The organism is Micromonospora lutea (genome assembly GCF_016863535.1).
In the GTDB taxonomy this organism is placed as follows: domain Bacteria; phylum Actinomycetota; class Actinomycetes; order Mycobacteriales; family Micromonosporaceae; genus Micromonospora; species Micromonospora lutea.
Map to the genome: position 1 here is coordinate 29549 of NZ_BOPB01000032.1, position 14106 is coordinate 43654.

General features: G+C 70.5%; 17 protein-coding genes. 7 read left to right on the forward strand and 10 right to left on the reverse strand.

Annotation, left to right across the window (positions count from 1 at the left end):
* Positions 1-69 precede the first annotated feature (69 nt).
* The 3 genes from Vlu01_RS24720 to Vlu01_RS24730 form a co-directional block, all read right to left on the reverse strand.
* Positions 70-1092 (reverse strand): aspartate-semialdehyde dehydrogenase, encoded by a 1023-nt coding sequence (locus Vlu01_RS24720; protein ID WP_204003839.1) that lies wholly within the window; start codon positions 1090-1092, stop codon positions 70-72.
* A gap of 241 nt (positions 1093-1333) precedes the next feature.
* Complete coding sequence (locus Vlu01_RS24725) at positions 1334-2686, reverse strand: M16 family metallopeptidase (protein WP_204003842.1); 1353 nt, start codon at positions 2684-2686, stop codon at positions 1334-1336.
* The gene (locus Vlu01_RS24730; RefSeq protein WP_204003845.1) at positions 2683-3978 is read right to left on the reverse strand and encodes a M16 family metallopeptidase; all 1296 of its coding nucleotides are present in this window, start codon (positions 3976-3978) and stop codon (positions 2683-2685) included. Before Vlu01_RS24730 ends, Vlu01_RS24725 begins: the two co-directional genes overlap by 4 nt.
* 157 nt (positions 3979-4135) lie before the next feature.
* Between Vlu01_RS24730 and Vlu01_RS24735 the strand changes: the two genes are divergently transcribed.
* Positions 4136-4870, forward strand: coding sequence for a phosphodiesterase (locus Vlu01_RS24735; RefSeq protein ID WP_204003848.1), 735 nt, complete (start codon positions 4136-4138; stop codon positions 4868-4870).
* Here Vlu01_RS24735 and Vlu01_RS24740 read toward each other — a convergent pair.
* Positions 4837-5052 carry a hypothetical protein gene (locus Vlu01_RS24740; RefSeq protein ID WP_204003851.1) on the reverse strand — a complete coding sequence of 72 codons (216 nt, stop codon included), beginning with the start codon at positions 5050-5052 and terminating at the stop codon, positions 4837-4839. The genes Vlu01_RS24735 and Vlu01_RS24740 overlap by 34 nt on opposite strands.
* A 288-nt stretch (positions 5053-5340) precedes the next feature.
* Between Vlu01_RS24740 and Vlu01_RS24745 the strand changes: the two genes are divergently transcribed.
* The 3 genes from Vlu01_RS24745 (at position 5341) to Vlu01_RS24755 (ending at position 7224) form a co-directional block, all read left to right on the forward strand.
* Positions 5341-6441, forward strand: a complete 1101-nt coding sequence (locus Vlu01_RS24745; protein ID WP_204003853.1) for a 3-deoxy-7-phosphoheptulonate synthase — start codon at positions 5341-5343, stop codon at positions 6439-6441.
* Positions 6442-6710: 269 nt separating this feature from the next.
* A complete protein-coding gene (locus Vlu01_RS24750) occupies positions 6711-6989 on the forward strand; it encodes a hypothetical protein (protein WP_373307512.1) in 279 nt (92 codons plus the stop codon).
* A gap of 37 nt (positions 6990-7026) precedes the next feature.
* Positions 7027-7224: a hypothetical protein gene (locus Vlu01_RS24755; RefSeq protein ID WP_204003856.1), complete on the forward strand. Its 198-nt coding sequence runs from the start codon at positions 7027-7029 to the stop codon at positions 7222-7224.
* A gap of 72 nt (positions 7225-7296) precedes the next feature.
* Here the strand turns inward: Vlu01_RS24755 and Vlu01_RS24760 are convergent, their stop codons facing one another.
* From Vlu01_RS24760 to Vlu01_RS24770, 3 genes are read right to left on the reverse strand one after another with little or no spacing between them, the layout of a single operon-like run.
* Positions 7297-7830, reverse strand: coding sequence for a DUF1360 domain-containing protein (locus Vlu01_RS24760; protein ID WP_204003858.1), 534 nt, complete (start codon positions 7828-7830; stop codon positions 7297-7299).
* 60 nt (positions 7831-7890) lie between these two features.
* Positions 7891-8214, reverse strand: a complete 324-nt coding sequence (locus Vlu01_RS24765; protein WP_204003860.1) for an SRPBCC family protein — start codon at positions 8212-8214, stop codon at positions 7891-7893.
* Positions 8214-8537, reverse strand: coding sequence for a DUF6158 family protein (locus Vlu01_RS24770; protein ID WP_204003862.1), 324 nt, complete (start codon positions 8535-8537; stop codon positions 8214-8216). Before Vlu01_RS24770 ends, Vlu01_RS24765 begins: the two co-directional genes overlap by 1 nt.
* A 120-nt stretch (positions 8538-8657) precedes the next feature.
* On the opposite strand from Vlu01_RS24770, the gene Vlu01_RS24775 reads away from it, so the two are divergent.
* On the forward strand, positions 8658-9128 hold the full coding sequence (locus Vlu01_RS24775; RefSeq protein WP_204003865.1) for a hypothetical protein: 471 nt from the start codon (positions 8658-8660) through the stop codon (positions 9126-9128).
* A gap of 26 nt (positions 9129-9154) precedes the next feature.
* Positions 9155-9490 carry a DUF3817 domain-containing protein gene (locus Vlu01_RS24780; protein WP_204003868.1) on the forward strand — a complete coding sequence of 112 codons (336 nt, stop codon included), beginning with the start codon at positions 9155-9157 and terminating at the stop codon, positions 9488-9490.
* Positions 9491-9517: 27 nt separating this feature from the next.
* Here the strand turns inward: Vlu01_RS24780 and Vlu01_RS24785 are convergent, their stop codons facing one another.
* Positions 9518-10045, reverse strand: coding sequence for a DUF6232 family protein (locus tag Vlu01_RS24785; protein WP_239096105.1), 528 nt, complete (start codon positions 10043-10045; stop codon positions 9518-9520).
* 456 nt (positions 10046-10501) lie between these two features.
* On the opposite strand from Vlu01_RS24785, the gene Vlu01_RS24790 reads away from it, so the two are divergent.
* On the forward strand, positions 10502-11473 hold the full coding sequence (locus Vlu01_RS24790; protein ID WP_373307509.1) for a C40 family peptidase: 972 nt from the start codon (positions 10502-10504) through the stop codon (positions 11471-11473).
* 99 nt (positions 11474-11572) lie between these two features.
* Here the strand turns inward: Vlu01_RS24790 and Vlu01_RS24795 are convergent, their stop codons facing one another.
* Together Vlu01_RS24795 and Vlu01_RS24800 are read right to left on the reverse strand one after the other, a co-directional pair.
* Positions 11573-12562: a sigma-70 family RNA polymerase sigma factor gene (locus Vlu01_RS24795; protein ID WP_204004013.1), complete on the reverse strand. Its 990-nt coding sequence runs from the start codon at positions 12560-12562 to the stop codon at positions 11573-11575.
* Between the two features lie 484 nt (positions 12563-13046).
* Positions 13047-13961, reverse strand: a complete 915-nt coding sequence (locus Vlu01_RS24800; protein ID WP_204003872.1) for a MurR/RpiR family transcriptional regulator — start codon at positions 13959-13961, stop codon at positions 13047-13049.
* Positions 13962-14106 lie beyond the last annotated feature (145 nt).

A 14106-nucleotide genomic window follows, 5' to 3' on the forward strand; every position in this document is an offset into this window, starting at 1 on the left:
TCTACCCGACCGTCGCCCCCAGTAACGTGGCCCGGTCAGCCGTGGCACGACGCCATGCGGGACGGCGGTTCAGCCCTCGGCGGCGACCAACTCGGCGAGTTGCACGGCGTTGAGCGCCGCGCCCTTGCGCAGGTTGTCGTTGGAGCAGAACAGCGCCAGGCCGTGCTCGGCGGTCTCGTCGGCGCGGATCCGACCGACGAAGGTCGGATCCTGGCCGGCGGCCTGCAACGGGGTCGGCACGTCGCAGAGCGCCACCCCGGGCGCGTCAGCAAGCAGTTCGTATGCCCGCTGCGCGCTGATCGGTCGGGCGAACCGGGCGTTGATCTGGAGCGAATGACCGGTGTAGACCGGCACCCGCACACAGGTGCCGGAGACTCTCAGGTCGGGGATCTCCAGGATCTTGCGGCTCTCGTTGCGGAGCTTCTGCTCCTCGTCGGTCTCCGCCGACCCGTCGTCGACGATCGAGCCGGCCAGCGGGAGCACGTTGAAGGCGATCGGCTGAGCGAACGAGCGGCAACCGGGAAAATCGACTGCGGCACCGTTGAAGGTGAGTCCGGTGGCGGTCTCGGACACCTTGCGGACCTGCTCGTCCAGCTCGGCGACACCGGCCAGGCCGGCACCGGAGACCGCCTGGTAGGTGGAGACGACCAGAGCGACCAGTTCCGCCTCGGCGTGCAGCGGGCGCAGCACCGGCATCGCGGCCATCGTGGTGCAGTTCGGGTTGGCGATGATGCCCTTGGGACGCACGGCGGCGGCATGCGGGTTGACCTCGGCGACGACCAACGGCACCTGCGGGTCCATCCGGAACGCCGAGGAGTTGTCGATGACGACAGCACCCGAGGCGGCCACTCGTGGCGCCAACTCCTTCGCGGAGCCCTTGCCGGCCGAGAAGAGCACGATGTCCAGCCCCGCGTAGTCCGCGGTGGTCGCGTCCTCGACGGTGATCTCCTCGCCGCGCCACGGGAGCGTACGCCCCGCCGAGCGCGCCGAGGCGAACAGCCGCACCTGCTCCGCCGGGAAGCTCCGCTCCGCCAGCACCTGCCGCATCACGCCACCGACCTGGCCGGTGGCTCCCACAATGCCGATCCTCATGCCCGCGAGGCTACCCAGCCCGGTGCCCCGGCTGGGAACGCTTTCCCACTGCCGGGGATCCCAGCGGCAGGCGAGCCGGGCCGGGTCGGGACAGTCGCCCCTCGCCGGCCGGTTCCGCCGGAAGAACGTCGTCGCCGCAGCGTGGCCGACGGCAGCATTTCAGCCGGCCGAGCTTCACCGCGACCGACGTCACACTTCCGGCCGACCGGCTGGTGGAGCCCCAGGCGTCGAACGAATCCGGTCAGTCCTCCGTCGGATGATCGATCAGCTCACCGAGACCGGTGGCCACCAACTCGTCCCTGATCACTGCGGCGTCGCCCTCCACCACCAGGGTCAGCGACTCCGGCCGCAGATGTGTGGCGGCGGCCGCCGACACCTCGGCCACCTGGGCGGCGAGCAGTTCCTCCCGCAACCGAGCGTGGTAGTCGTCCGGCAGGTCGTGCACCACCAGGGTGCTCAGCGCGCCGGCGATCGCCCGTGGGCTCTGCAACTCGACCGAGAGCTGACCCGCCCGCCAGGACCGCGCCACCGCCAACTCGTCCTCGGTCACCCCACCGGACTGGGTACGCGCGATCTCCCCGACCGCCTCGACCAGTGCCGGAGCGGTGACGGCGGTCTGCACTCCGGAGCTGACCGCGAACCGGCCGAACCGGCGAGACGAGGCAAAATCCCCTCGGATGCCGTACGTGTAGCCGCGAACCTCCCGGATGAGGTGGTTCAGTCGGGAGGTGAACGCCCCGCCGAGCACCGTGCCGGCGAGCGCAATCGGCACATGGTCCGGGTGTGCCCGGTGTGGTCCGGGATGACCGAGCCGCAACGTGGACTGCACCGACCCTTGCCGGTCGACAAGGATGATCCGCCGCCCGGTACGCACCGGCACCTCGATCGGGGCACCCCGGTCCACCGGCCCGCCCCCGGTGCCGGCGAACGCCGTCGCGGCGAGGGCGTCCAGGTCGAGCCGGTCCAGGTCGCCGGCGACGACGAGGATGCCCGGGCGGATGAACCACTCCGAGTGGAAGACGGTGACGTCCTCCACATCCAGACCGGCCACCGAGTCGGGATCGCCGTACATCGGACGGCCCCACCGGTTACCGGCGCCGAACAGGTCGGCGCGCAACGCCGCGTCGGCCCGTGGCCCCGGGTTGGCCCAGTCCATCCGCAGCGCGGTCACCTCGTCGTCGCGGACCCGTCGCACGTCGTCCGGGTCGAGCCGAGGGGTACGCACCGCCTCGGCGAGCAGTTCCACCGCCGCGCCCAACCGGCCCACCGGCACCTGCACGCTGGCCTGGAAGGTGTCCCAGTCCAGCCCGGTCACCAGCTCGGTGCCGAGCGCCTCGATGGCCAACGCGTACGCGGTGGCGTCGCGCTGCGTGGTGCCCTCCTCCAACGCCTTGGCCAGCACACCGCCGAGTCCTTCCCGGCCCACCGGTTCACGGCCGGCACCCGCGTCGAGCAGCAGCATCGCCACGGCGAGGTTCTGCCCCGGCAGGTGTGCGGCGACAACCTGACCGCCGGCGACGGACCGGCGGATCACCTGGGGAAACCGGTACGGGCGAGCGGCACCCGAGGCGGGACGGTCAGCGATCAGGGTCACGAGTGGGCCTCCTGCGGAAGGTAGGTAAGAGTCGCCCGGTCGTCGGCGGCGAGCGTGTCGGCCGCCACCTCGGCGATCTGCTCGGCGGTCACCGCGAGCCAGGCAGGTAGCCGCTCGGCCACGGTGCCCGGGTCGCCGAACTGGGTGGCGTACCGGCTCAGCGCGTCAGCTCGGCCATCGACTGTGGACATCTGTCGCCACCACGCGGTGGTCAGCAACGCCTTCGCCCGCTCCAGTTCAGCGGTGGTGACCGGCACGGTGGCCAGTTCGTCGACCACCTCGGCCAGCCCGGCGGCCAACCGCTCACCGCTCACGCCGGGACGGGCGGTGGCGGTGACGATCAGCGGCGCCGGGGCGTGCGCCAGATCCACCCCGTACGCCCCGACCAGATCGGGCTGGGCGATCCGCTCACCGTCGGCGAGCCGCTGGTGCAGCCGGCTGCCCCGTCCGCTGCCGAGCACGGTGGCCAGCACGGTCACCACGTCGTAGCCGGGGCTGCCGAACGGGTGGGTGCGGTGCGCGATGTACACGCGGGGTGCCGGCACCTCGGTGACCACCGTCTCCTCGGCGGGTACGCCGGTGGCCGGCACCACGCGACCGTCCGGTGCCGGCGGGATCTCCGGACGGGGCGGAATGCCACCGAAGTACTTCTCGGCCAGGGTGACGACCTCGTCCACGGTGGTGTCACCGACCACGGTGAGCACCGCGTTGTTCGGCGCGTAGTAAGTCTGGTGGAACGCCTGGAAGGTGGCCAGATCAGCGGCGTTCAGATCTTCCATCGACCCGATGGTGGCGTGATGGTACGGGTGGCCCGGCGGATAGAGCAGCGGCAGCAGCCGCAGCCAGGCGTCGCCGTAGGGCACGTTCTCGTAGCGCTGCCGCCGCTCGTTCTTGACCACGTCCCGCTGGTTGTCCAGCGTCTCCTGGGTCAGGGCCGGCACCAGCCCACCCATCCGGTCGGCTTCCAACCAGAGCGCCAGCTCAAGGTGCTCCGCCGGGACCGTCTCGAAGTAGTTGGTGCGGTCCGGGTTCGTGGTCGCGTTCAGCGAGCCACCGGCCCCCTGGACCAGCTTCATGTGCTCGGTCTTCGCGACGTGCGTCGAGCCCTCGAACATCAGGTGCTCGAAGAGATGAGCGAAGCCGGTCTGTCCGGCCGGCTCGTGCCGGGAACCCACGTCGTACCAGAGGTTCACCGCGACCGCCGGGGCGGTGCGGTCCTCGCTGACCACCACACGTAGGCCGTTGTCCAGTCGAGTCGTCGAGATCGGCCAGGGGTAACCGCTGTCGGGCATGGCACCGACGCTATCCGATCTTTCGCCCCGGCAGGCTCCGGCACGTCCCACCGGCGAGCCGCATCGACTCGGCACATCGAGCGAGGCCACCGCCGCGACGACCGCAAGCCGCCGGAAAGGTCGGCATCGACGGTACGGCCCTGGGTATGCGGAAGGCATGCCGACGAATCCCTGGCCACGGCCCGCCGTCATCGCCGAACGAGTGGCACGTGCCCTGGCCCGACTACGCCGTGCCCGGATGCTGCACCCGGCCGGCCGATCCTTCGCCGGCGAGGTGTTCGTCTGGGGTGAGTCCGGCCAGCCGACCGGTGTTCGGCTGCTCGATCGGCCGGGGCGCTATCCGGCCGTCGTCCGTCTCTCGAAGGGCACACCCACCCCGGGCGGCTGGCCCGACGTGCTGGGCCTGGCGGTGCGGATCCACCACCCGACCGGACGCCCCTTCGACCTGCTGGTCAGCTCCAGTTGCGCCGCGCCGGGGCTGCGCCACCTGCCGCTGCCCCGGCGCGGGTTCACCGGCACGTACAGCTCGATCATGTCCTACCGGACCGGTCGACGGCGGCTGTGGTTGGCCGCGCTGGCCGACCCGGAGTCGCCCGACCTGGGCCACAGCCTGGCCGGCCTGGCCACCGCGGTGGCGGCGAACCGGCCCGGGCTGCTCCTCGCCGTCGCCTCCGCCGCCGGGCCGTGGCGGCCGTTCGGGCAGGTCACCCTCGGCGATCAGCTCAGTGCGCGGGACGACGCCGCGCTGGCCTTCGACCCAATCGGCAACGTCCCGGAGGAGCTGTGGTTGGCCGGACCGCTGGCCTGGCTGCGGCGACACACCTACCGAGGATCCCGCCGCGGGCGTGGTGCCAGTGCTCAGTCGGGCGGTTCGATGGGGTTGACGGTCTGATCCGAGGTACGCCGCTCCAGCACGGTGTCGGGGGCGGCGTTCTGGTCGGCTTCCCGGGCGTCGGACTCGGCGAGGATCGCGTCGGCCTGGGCCTGCGCGTCGTCGCTGCCGGCAGCCGCCTCCTCCGGCAGCAGGTGGGCGCGGGACTCCACCCGCTCCTGATCGCTTCGCTCGTCACTCATGCCGCTCCTCATACCCCGCCGGCCTCTCCCGCACTCAGGACGGTACGACGAGACGAGACACGTGCTGGTCGACGGGAGGGGTGAGCATCCGGGCACGGTCGGGTACGCTTACCGCCGTGACGCACTCGTATCGATGGTTTAGGCAGCCGGCTCGCAAGCCGGTGACTTCACCATGATCTGACGTCACCGTTTGTCGAGCCGGCCGGGCAGGAGCTTTCGTTCCTGCCCTTTCGCGTACGAGCAGCCGGCTCGACCCGGGCACCGGCCCCGGGTGCGGTCGGCGAAAGGATGCCCACCGTGACGATCCCGGAGAACCACCGGGTCATCGATCAGCGGATCGATCGTGTCGTGCCGCTGACCACCCCGGCCCTGCTGCTTCATGAGCTGCCGCTGGACGACGCCCTCACGGCGGCCGTGTTGACCGGCCGCCGCGCGGTGGGTCAGGTGCTCGACCGGGCCGACGACCGGCTGCTGGTGGTGGTCGGGCCGTGTTCGGTCCACGACCCCGCCGCCGCCCTCGACTACGCGCACCGGCTGCGGGCGGCTGCCGAGCAGGTCTCCGAGGACCTGCTCGTCGTGATGCGGGTCTACTTCGAGAAGCCGCGCTCCACCGTGGGTTGGAAGGGCCTGATCAACGATCCGGGGCTGGACGGTTCCGGGGATGTCAACACTGGCCTACGTCGGGCTCGGGCGCTGCTGCTCGACGTGCTGCGGCTCGGTCTGCCGGTGGGTTGCGAATTCCTCGACCCGATCACTCCGCAGTACATCGCGGACACCGTCGCGTGGGGGGCGATCGGGGCACGCACCGTGGAGAGTCAGGTGCACCGCCAACTCGCCTCCGGGCTGTCGATGCCGATCGGCATGAAGAACCGTCCGGACGGCAGCATCGCCACCGCCGTCGACGCGATCCGGGCCGCCGAAGTGCCGCACGTCTTTCCTGGCATCGACGTCTCCGGTACCCCGGCGATCATGCACACCCGAGGCAACGCGGACGGGCATCTGGTGCTGCGGGGCGGCGGTGGCCGGCCCAACTACGACGCGGAGTCGGTGGCCGGCGCGCTGGACCTGCTCCGGGCCGCCGGGCTGCCGGAACGGCTGGTGGTGGACGCCAGCCACGCCAACAGCGGCAAGGATCACCGTAACCAGCCCGTCGTGGCCGCCGACGTGGCCGCGCAGATCGCCGCCGGCCAGCGGGGCATCGTGGGGATCATGCTGGAGAGCTTCCTGGTACCGGGGCGACAGGACCTCGACCCCACCCGCGAGCTCACCTACGGCCAGTCGGTCACCGACGCCTGCATCGGCTGGGACACCACCGACGAGGTACTCGCCAACCTGGCCGCCGCCGTCCGCACCCGCCGCGCCACCACCTCCCTCCCCACCCCCGCCTGACACCCCTCCCCCCTCCCACCCTTTCTGACCGCGTCGATCATGAGGTTGTTGCGCCGTACAGCGCCTTCCGACGACAACAACCTCATGATCGCGCGACGGCGGGGTTGGGGTGGGTGGGAGGGAGGGTGGGTGGGGGGTGGGGTGGGTTTTGCGGGGTGGGGGGCGGGTAGGTCACGAGGGTGACCGATGACGTACCCGTGACCGAGGCGCCCACGGCACCCACGACGCAGGCACGACTGCCCGACGCGATCCTGGCCGACGTGCCGGTGGTGGACACCGCCGCGCTCGATCCACCCACCACCGAGCTGCCCACGACGGCCGCCGCCGTGGGTGACGAGGTGGAGACCGAGGAGGTGGACACCCGCCCGCTCGACGAACTGCTCGACGATCTCTACCACGGTCAGGAGCGGATCAGTCAGGCGGACATATACCGCCGCGCGGTCGCCGCGGAACTGCCGGCGCAGCTGCTGTCCCGACTCAACGCGCTGCCGCAGGGCGAGTACGCGGTCGACGAGGTGACGGACCTGCTGGGTGGCTCGACGGGCTGATCAGCCGGCCGGTGCCGGCGACGAGGAGAGGAACACCATGACGCAGCGCGAGGAAGATCAGCACCCCCGTACGCCCGCGCTCGGCCAGCCGCCAGAGGGCAAGGACACCCTGCCCGAGCCCGACTTCGCCAACGAGCACGACCGCACCGCCGTCGACCGGGACATCATCACCGGCGCGGACGAGGACGAGCGGGAGCCGGAGTCACCCCGTGGCTGGTCCGGCATGCAGCGCTGAGCCGCCGTCGAACCGCAGGGCACCACGAGGAGGCCGACGCGTGACCTGCGCCGGCCTCCTGGTGGCTGTCCGTCAGTCCTCGTCGGCACCGCCTTCGGCCGCCTGTTGGGCCACCGCGTACCCCATCTGCAGAAAGTCGGAGGCCGCCACCGCGGTCAACGCCGTGGCGACGAGCCGGGTCAGTCGTGGCGCGAGTACCAGTCCACCGGTCAGACCGGTGGCCACCCACACGGCCAGGCAGAACGGGCAGCTGAGCAGCTCGCCGATGGCGTGGCGGGTGGAGCTGCCCGAGTCGCGCACCTGCTCCATCACCTCGCCGCTGCCGATCGGTCGGTCGTACCGCGTGAAGGGGGCACGCAACGGGCTGGTCACCGCGTCCTTGGACAACAGCCGGCTGAGTTTGTGGGTGGCGACGGCGAGCAGCACCACATCCGACGTGGCGGGTCGCTCGGGCACGCTTCGCCCGGTCACCTTCACCAGGCCGGCAATCGCACCCGCCACGCCGGCATAGGTACCCATCGCCACCAGGTAGCCGCCGAGCGGGCGATGCTCGTGTGGCGCGTACGCCTGGCGCAGTCGCGCCACTTTTTGTTTCAGGTTGCTCACCCGGCCTCCTCGTCAGGTCACGGTTGGACTCGCCGTACGTCGACGGCAGGTTCGGCCGGGTCAGCCGGCCTGCAGGTTGTCGGCCACCGCGCCGGCGAGGCTGTGCAGCGTCTCGTCGGCGAGCCCGTCGACGTCCTCGCCGCCTCCGCTCAGTTCGAGGTGGAGCCGGGAGCCACCGGCGTCGCCCTGCTCCACCTGAAGGTCTGCCGACCAGTCGACGTCGCGGGCAGCCCAGCGCACCCGCAGCTGCCCGGCGTCGGCCTCCCGGGCCGGGTCACTCGACAGCAACGGCTCCGGCAGCCAGGAGGAGATCCGGTCCGGATCGCTGGCCGTGTTGAACACAACCTCCGGGGGGGCGGACACCCCCCGCTCCGCGTACGCCATCACGCGTCCCGCAGCCGGCTCGGATCGACCTCACGCCCGGGGTGTCGGGCGAGGTACTCGGTCTCCAACTCGGCGGTGCGTCGCAGATGATTGGCAAGCGCCGAGTCGGTCGCGTGGCGGAGCGTGTCCAGCCGGGTACGGTGCAGACTCTGCATCTCCCGAATGAGATCGTCCTCGCCCAGTTCGGCGGGATCGATGCCGAGCAGGTCGGCGTCCGGCGCCGGGGCCGCCACCCGATCGTCGCCCCATTCGGGAATACGCTGCTCAGGGCTCACCTCCGTACCGCCGGCGGGAAATCCGTCAGGTCGTCCCGATGCCGTCATCTCGCCCCCTCATCCGTCGTGGGCTGGCGTCTGTACGGTTGCCCGCCGCGGGTGTGGCCAAACCAGGAGGTGCTACGACACCGTGTCGGAGACCGCAGCCGGTCCCGGTACCCTCGGGGCATGAAGCGGCTCTGGACCCCGGCGTGGATCGCTCGCCACGTGGCCATGGTCGTGCTGGTGACCACCTTTCTCGGGCTCGGCTGGTGGCAGGTCAGCCGGGCCGCAGCGGGTAACGCCATCAGTTGGGGATATGCCGTGGAGTGGCCGATCTTCGCGGGCTTCGTGGTCTTCGTGTGGTGGCGCGAGGTACGTCATGCGCTACGGACGGACTCCACGCCGAGCGCGGACGCAGGCGCGCCGACATCCGCCGGCCACCCCGCCACGCCCGTCGGCCCCGACGGTCGCGCCGCCTCCGGCGCGACCGGCTCCGTCCGTACCGAGCAGCCACGGTCCGGCATCCGGCGCCCGGTGCGGGTGGCCCGAGTCCCGGCCGGTCCCGGTGAGGAGGACGCCGACCTGGCTGCCTACAACCGCTACCTGTCATGGTTGAACGCCAATCCGGGCGCGAAGCCCGGCGACTATCCCGGCTGAGCCGGGCCCGGAAGGACTGACGAGAAGTGCGCGCTGCCCTCACCCGCTACCGAGTGATCGCCTGGGTCGTCGGCGTGGTGCTCATCCTGCTGGTCGTCATCGGCATGCCGCTCAAGTACGGCTTCGACAACCCGGTCGTGGTGGAGACCGTGGGCCAGGCACACGGCTTCCTCTACATGGTGTATCTGGTCGCCGCGTTCGACCTGTCCCGGCGGGCTGACTGGCCACTCAAGCGGATGATCCTGGTGATGTTGGCCGGCACTGTACCCTTCGTCTCCTTCTGGGCGGAGCGACGGGTGAGCGCACTGGTCACCACCGAGCAGCGCGAACGGGAGCAGGCACCCGAGCCGATCGCCGGGTAGCGCTCACGACGATCGCGATGGTGATCATCACCGTCGTGGTCGCCACGGTTCGGCGCTGGCCAGCGGGTCCTCCCAGCCGCCGTAGCTGTTCATCTCCCGGGCCCGGCGCAGCGCGCGGCTCACCTGCCCGAACTGGTGCTCGTTGTCGCTGCTGAAGAGCAGTTCGTCGGTCCCCGACCGACGGCCCCACAGCTCGTACGCCGGCGGACGCCAGCGGTCACCCGCCGCCGCGAGCAGGACCGGCACCAGGAACACGGCGCCGAGCAGGAGGTACGCCCCGGCGGTGAGCCGTTCCAGCCCACCGGTGAACCCCAGCAGCAGTCCCACCCCACCGATCACCACCGTCGAAACCAGCACGGCCCGGGTCGCCACCCGGTCGTGTGGCCCGCGCGTGCTGTGCAGATGGGTCAGCTCGGCGACGCGCCAACTGCTGCTGCCGACGGTGAACCGGTCGACGGTGACGATGATCCCGGGCTGGGCGTAGAGCAACCTCTGTCCGCCGCCGGCACCCGGAAATGTCCGTGGCGGTCGCATCGTCGCGCCATCAGGATTCACGACCCCTCCTCCCACGGCTGGTGGCACCGGGTCGGTTGCCGCGGCCTTGGGCGTCGACGCCATGTGACGGGATTCCCGGCCGCGCGATTCATTGTGGGCCGTAGATGCCACACCGGTTCGGATGTTTCCAATGGTCAGGGGCTTACCAGCGGCAGGGGGCGCCGGAAAGAGCGCGTCAAGTCCGGCTTGTCGGTCAAAACGCTCTGGCAAGCCGCGTCATGTGCCGAGAGCGACCAGTCCGACATATCGCTGATAACCCATAAAGCGGCGCTCTTCGCTGCGGGCTGCGCCACAGCACCCCCACTGGTCCCGGCTTTCTCTGCGGATGACTCCCGTCCCGTACTAGGTTGGGCAGGTCGGCTCGGCCGGCCGCCGTCCATCCGGACGGCACCGGGCCGTCGCCGTCGCGGAGCCTCAGCCGCCCGCGCCGGCCCCGGGAGAGGAGCATTCGAGCTCTTGTCGTCCCTGACGCATACGCTGCGCGCCCTGACGGTCGCCGCCTGCACAATGGCGCTACTCGTGCCGGCGACGGTGGTCCGGGCCGAACCTTCCCCCGCCGAGCTGACCCGACGGATCGAGAAAGCCTCCGTCGAGTTGGAACGGGTGGTGGAGGCACACAACGAACTGCGGGAGAAAATCAAGCAGAACCGCGCCGCGGTGCAGCGGTTGCAGGAGCGGCTCGGCCCGCTGGAGCAGCAGGCCGAGCAGAGCCGGGCCGACGTCGGCGAGTTGGCGGTGACCGCGTACAAGACCGGCAACCTGGGCACCGTCGACGCGCTGCTGCACGGCGGTGACTCGACGTCGGTGCTGGACCGACTCGGCACCCTGGACCACCTGACCCGGCAGCAGCAGGCCACCATCGCCAGCTACACCGCCGACCAGCGGCGGCTGCTCGACGAGAAGACCCGGTTGGACGTCACGCTCAGCCAGCAGGCGGCGCAGTCGCGCGAACTGTCCTCAGCGAAACGGCGGATCGAGCGTGATCTCGCCAAGCTCTACGAACTGCGTCGGCAGGCCTACGGACGGGCGACCGAACGGCCGGCGAACCGGGCGAACAGCGCCCAGGACGCACCCGCCGTCTCCGGCAAGGCGGGCGCGGCCGTCCGGTACGCCTACGGCGCGCTGGGCAAACCGTACGCCTGGGGTCAGGACGGGCCGGGTAGTTACGACTGCTCCGGGCTGACCTCGGCTGCTTGGCGAGCCGCCGGGCGGTCCCTGCCACACAACACCCGGATGCAGTGGGGCGTGGTGGCGCACATCAGTCGCAGCGAGCTACGCCCCGGTGACCTCGTCTTCTACCGCAGCCTCGGCCACGTGGCCATCTACGTCGGCGACGGGCAGGTCATCCACGCACCGACCTTCGGCCGCAACGTGGAGAAGCGATCCGTGGACCTCATGTCACCGTACGGATACGGTCGGGTGCGCTGAGCCGCCGGACACGTACCGCCTCGCGGGCGAAAGCAGCGAACGGCGAACGGCCGGCGTCCCTTACCGGACACCGGCCGTTCGCCGTTGTTGTCGCCCTGCTCAGGCCGCTTGCAGACCCTCCGCCCGGGCCAACTCGCGAAGCCGGCCCAACGCCTGGATCTCCAGCTGCCGGATCCGCTCCCGGGACAGGGAGAACCGCGAGGCCACCTCGGTCAGCGAGTGCTCCCGGCCGTCCTCCAGCCCGTACCGGGCTCGCATGATGCCGGCCGAGCGGTCATCCAGGTGGTTGAGCAACCCTTCGATCCGCTGCCGCTCCAACCCGGTGAGCACGATCTCCTCCGGAGATGGTGCGTCGCTGTCGGCGACCAGGTCACCGAGGTTGGTGTCGCCGTCGTCACCGACGGGCGTGTCCAACGACACGGTGTCCTGCGACCAACGGCGCAGTTCGTTGACCCGCTCGACGGTGACCCCCAGCGCCGCGGCGATCTGCTCCGGTTCCGGGTCGCTGCCCAGTTCACGGGTCAGCTGACGGGCCACGTTGCGCATCCGGTTGACGTCCTCGACCAGGTGCACCGGCAGCCGCACGGTGCGCTCCTGCTGGGCGATCGCCCGGCTGATCGCCTGGCGGATCCACCACGTCGCATAGGTCGAGAACTTGTAACCACGCTCGTAGTCGAACTTCTCGACCGCCCGGACCAGACCGGTGTTGCCCTCCTGGATGAGGTCCAGCATGGGCATGCCGGAGCGGACGTAACGTCGGGCGATCGACACGACCAGTCGCAGGTTCGCCCTGATGAACAGGTCCTTGGCCCGCTCACCGTCGGCGACCAGGCGCTCCAGTTCCTCCCGGGTGACCCCGTCGGGGACGCGGTCCTCGCCGATCAGGTGATCGGCGTACAGGCCGGCCTCGATGGCCTTGGAGAGATCGACCTCCTTGGCGGCGTCCAGCAGCGGCGTCCGGGAGATCTCGTGCAGGTAGACTCCGACCAGGTCGCGCTCCTCGGCAACCTCGTCAGTTCGCATTCCGATGTTCTTGTCCACGGTGCCCACGGTCCCCTCGCTCGCGCCGGTTGCCCGGTTCCTTGCCATCCCCACGCCCATCAGCCCTCCCCCGTAACCTCCGCTGTGCCCATCGGTGCTGACATCTACACAACAGATGAGACGTGTCGGGGATTCCATGTCGTGGGTCGAAAGTGTCACGAATGCCTGATAATCCGCTGAGAGCAGCGTCCATGTTTGCTGTCAGCACCCTGTCTGGCTACCGTCGGCAGGCGCCCCGTGACGTCGACAAATCGACGGATCGCCGTGCGTCTCGGTCCATGGCAGCACTGCCCGGCCGACAGGTGCAGCGACCCGGGTCACCGCCGTGCTGCGATCCTGGTCACTGCCGAATACGGGTGCGTGGACCGCTCGGTTCATCCACGCCGGTGGTAATACCCCACACCTTGATGAACAATCCGGGGCCCGGTCCTATGCCCGACGCCGCAACGAGGTACGACCGTGTGTCACGTTCACGACGTCGACGAACCGGGCGGCCGGTGTTTCGGGTTCGTGACAGCCCGGCCGTCGGCGGTCATGCCCGCCGTCGACCAGAGCCCAGCCGGTGGGAGCGGACCGCCTCGGCGGTCACCTCCAGCGACTTGCGGGCCCGGCTCCGGTTACGCGCGGCCACCCCGACGAAGAGGCAGTCGACCACGGTGAGCTGCGCCAGCCGGCTGGCCGTCGCACCGGACCGGTAGGTGGTCTCTCGCGCGGCCGTGGTGAGCACATGGTCGGCGACCTCGGTGACCGGGGAACGCGGAAAGTTGGTCAGCACCACTGTGGTGGCGCCCCGGGAGCGGGCCTGCCCTAGCACCTCGACCACGTCGGAGGTGGTGCCGGTGTGTGACATGCCGATGGCGACGTCACCGCGACCGAGCAGGGCCGCCGAGGTCAACGCGGTGTGCAGGTCGGGAAAGTAGAAGGCGGTGCGGCCGATCCGGTGCAGCTTGTGTTGGAGATCCGCGGCGACGAGGCCGCTCGCGCCGGCACCGTAGATGTCGACCCGACCGGCCCCGACGATGGCGTCCACCACCCGCTCGCAGACCGTCGGGTCAAGCTGTTCGGCGGTCTCCTCCACCGCGCGCGCGTCGTTGAAGGCGATGGTCGCGATGATCTGGGCCAGGTCGGCACCGGGCGGGATGTCTCCGCCGACCACCCGCGCATCCGGTGGCTCGACGCGGCGGGCGGCCTCGGCGGCCAGGCGGATCCGGAGCTGCGGGTAACCGTCCATGCCGACCGAACGACAGAATCGGATCACGGTGGCTTCGGAGGTTTCGGCGGCGATAGCGAGATCCGTGATGGTTCGGCGGGCCGCGTCGCCGGGGTTGGCGACCACCAGCCGGGCGACCCGCCGCTCGGCCGGCGACAACGCCGGAAGCAGGCCGCTGATGTGGACGATCAGCCCACCGGGTTCGGAATTCGCGGAAACCTTCGGACTTTTCGCCACTGTTGAAAGTTACTTTCATGAAATCGGGAGCGTCAATCAGGACGTACGCCAATGCCGGCCGGTCCAGCCTGCCACCGGCCGTCCCCGGGCCGCCTCCCCCACCGGGCCGGGTCCACCGGGTCAGGTGGGCCTCGACACCCGCCGA

Excerpts from the sequence above, each read along its gene's own strand:
- Vlu01_RS24720 (WP_204003839.1), bottom strand. The coding sequence starts at position 1,092 with ATGAGGATCGGCATTGTGGGAGCCACCGGCCAGGTCGGTGGCGTGATG.
- Vlu01_RS24730 (WP_204003845.1), bottom strand. The coding sequence starts at position 3,978 with ATGCCCGACAGCGGTTACCCCTGGCCGATCTCGACGACTCGACTGGAC.
- Vlu01_RS24735 (WP_204003848.1), top strand. The coding sequence starts at position 4,136 with ATGCCGACGAATCCCTGGCCACGGCCCGCCGTCATCGCCGAACGAGTG.
- Vlu01_RS24740 (WP_204003851.1), bottom strand. The coding sequence starts at position 5,052 with ATGAGTGACGAGCGAAGCGATCAGGAGCGGGTGGAGTCCCGCGCCCAC.
- Vlu01_RS24745 (WP_204003853.1), top strand. The coding sequence starts at position 5,341 with ATGCCCACCGTGACGATCCCGGAGAACCACCGGGTCATCGATCAGCGG.
- Vlu01_RS24755 (WP_204003856.1), top strand. The coding sequence starts at position 7,027 with ATGACGCAGCGCGAGGAAGATCAGCACCCCCGTACGCCCGCGCTCGGC.
- Vlu01_RS24765 (WP_204003860.1), bottom strand. The coding sequence starts at position 8,214 with ATGGCGTACGCGGAGCGGGGGGTGTCCGCCCCCCCGGAGGTTGTGTTC.
- Vlu01_RS24770 (WP_204003862.1), bottom strand. The coding sequence starts at position 8,537 with ATGACGGCATCGGGACGACCTGACGGATTTCCCGCCGGCGGTACGGAG.
- Vlu01_RS24775 (WP_204003865.1), top strand. The coding sequence starts at position 8,658 with ATGAAGCGGCTCTGGACCCCGGCGTGGATCGCTCGCCACGTGGCCATG.
- Vlu01_RS24795 (WP_204004013.1), bottom strand. The coding sequence starts at position 12,562 with ATGGCAAGGAACCGGGCAACCGGCGCGAGCGAGGGGACCGTGGGCACC.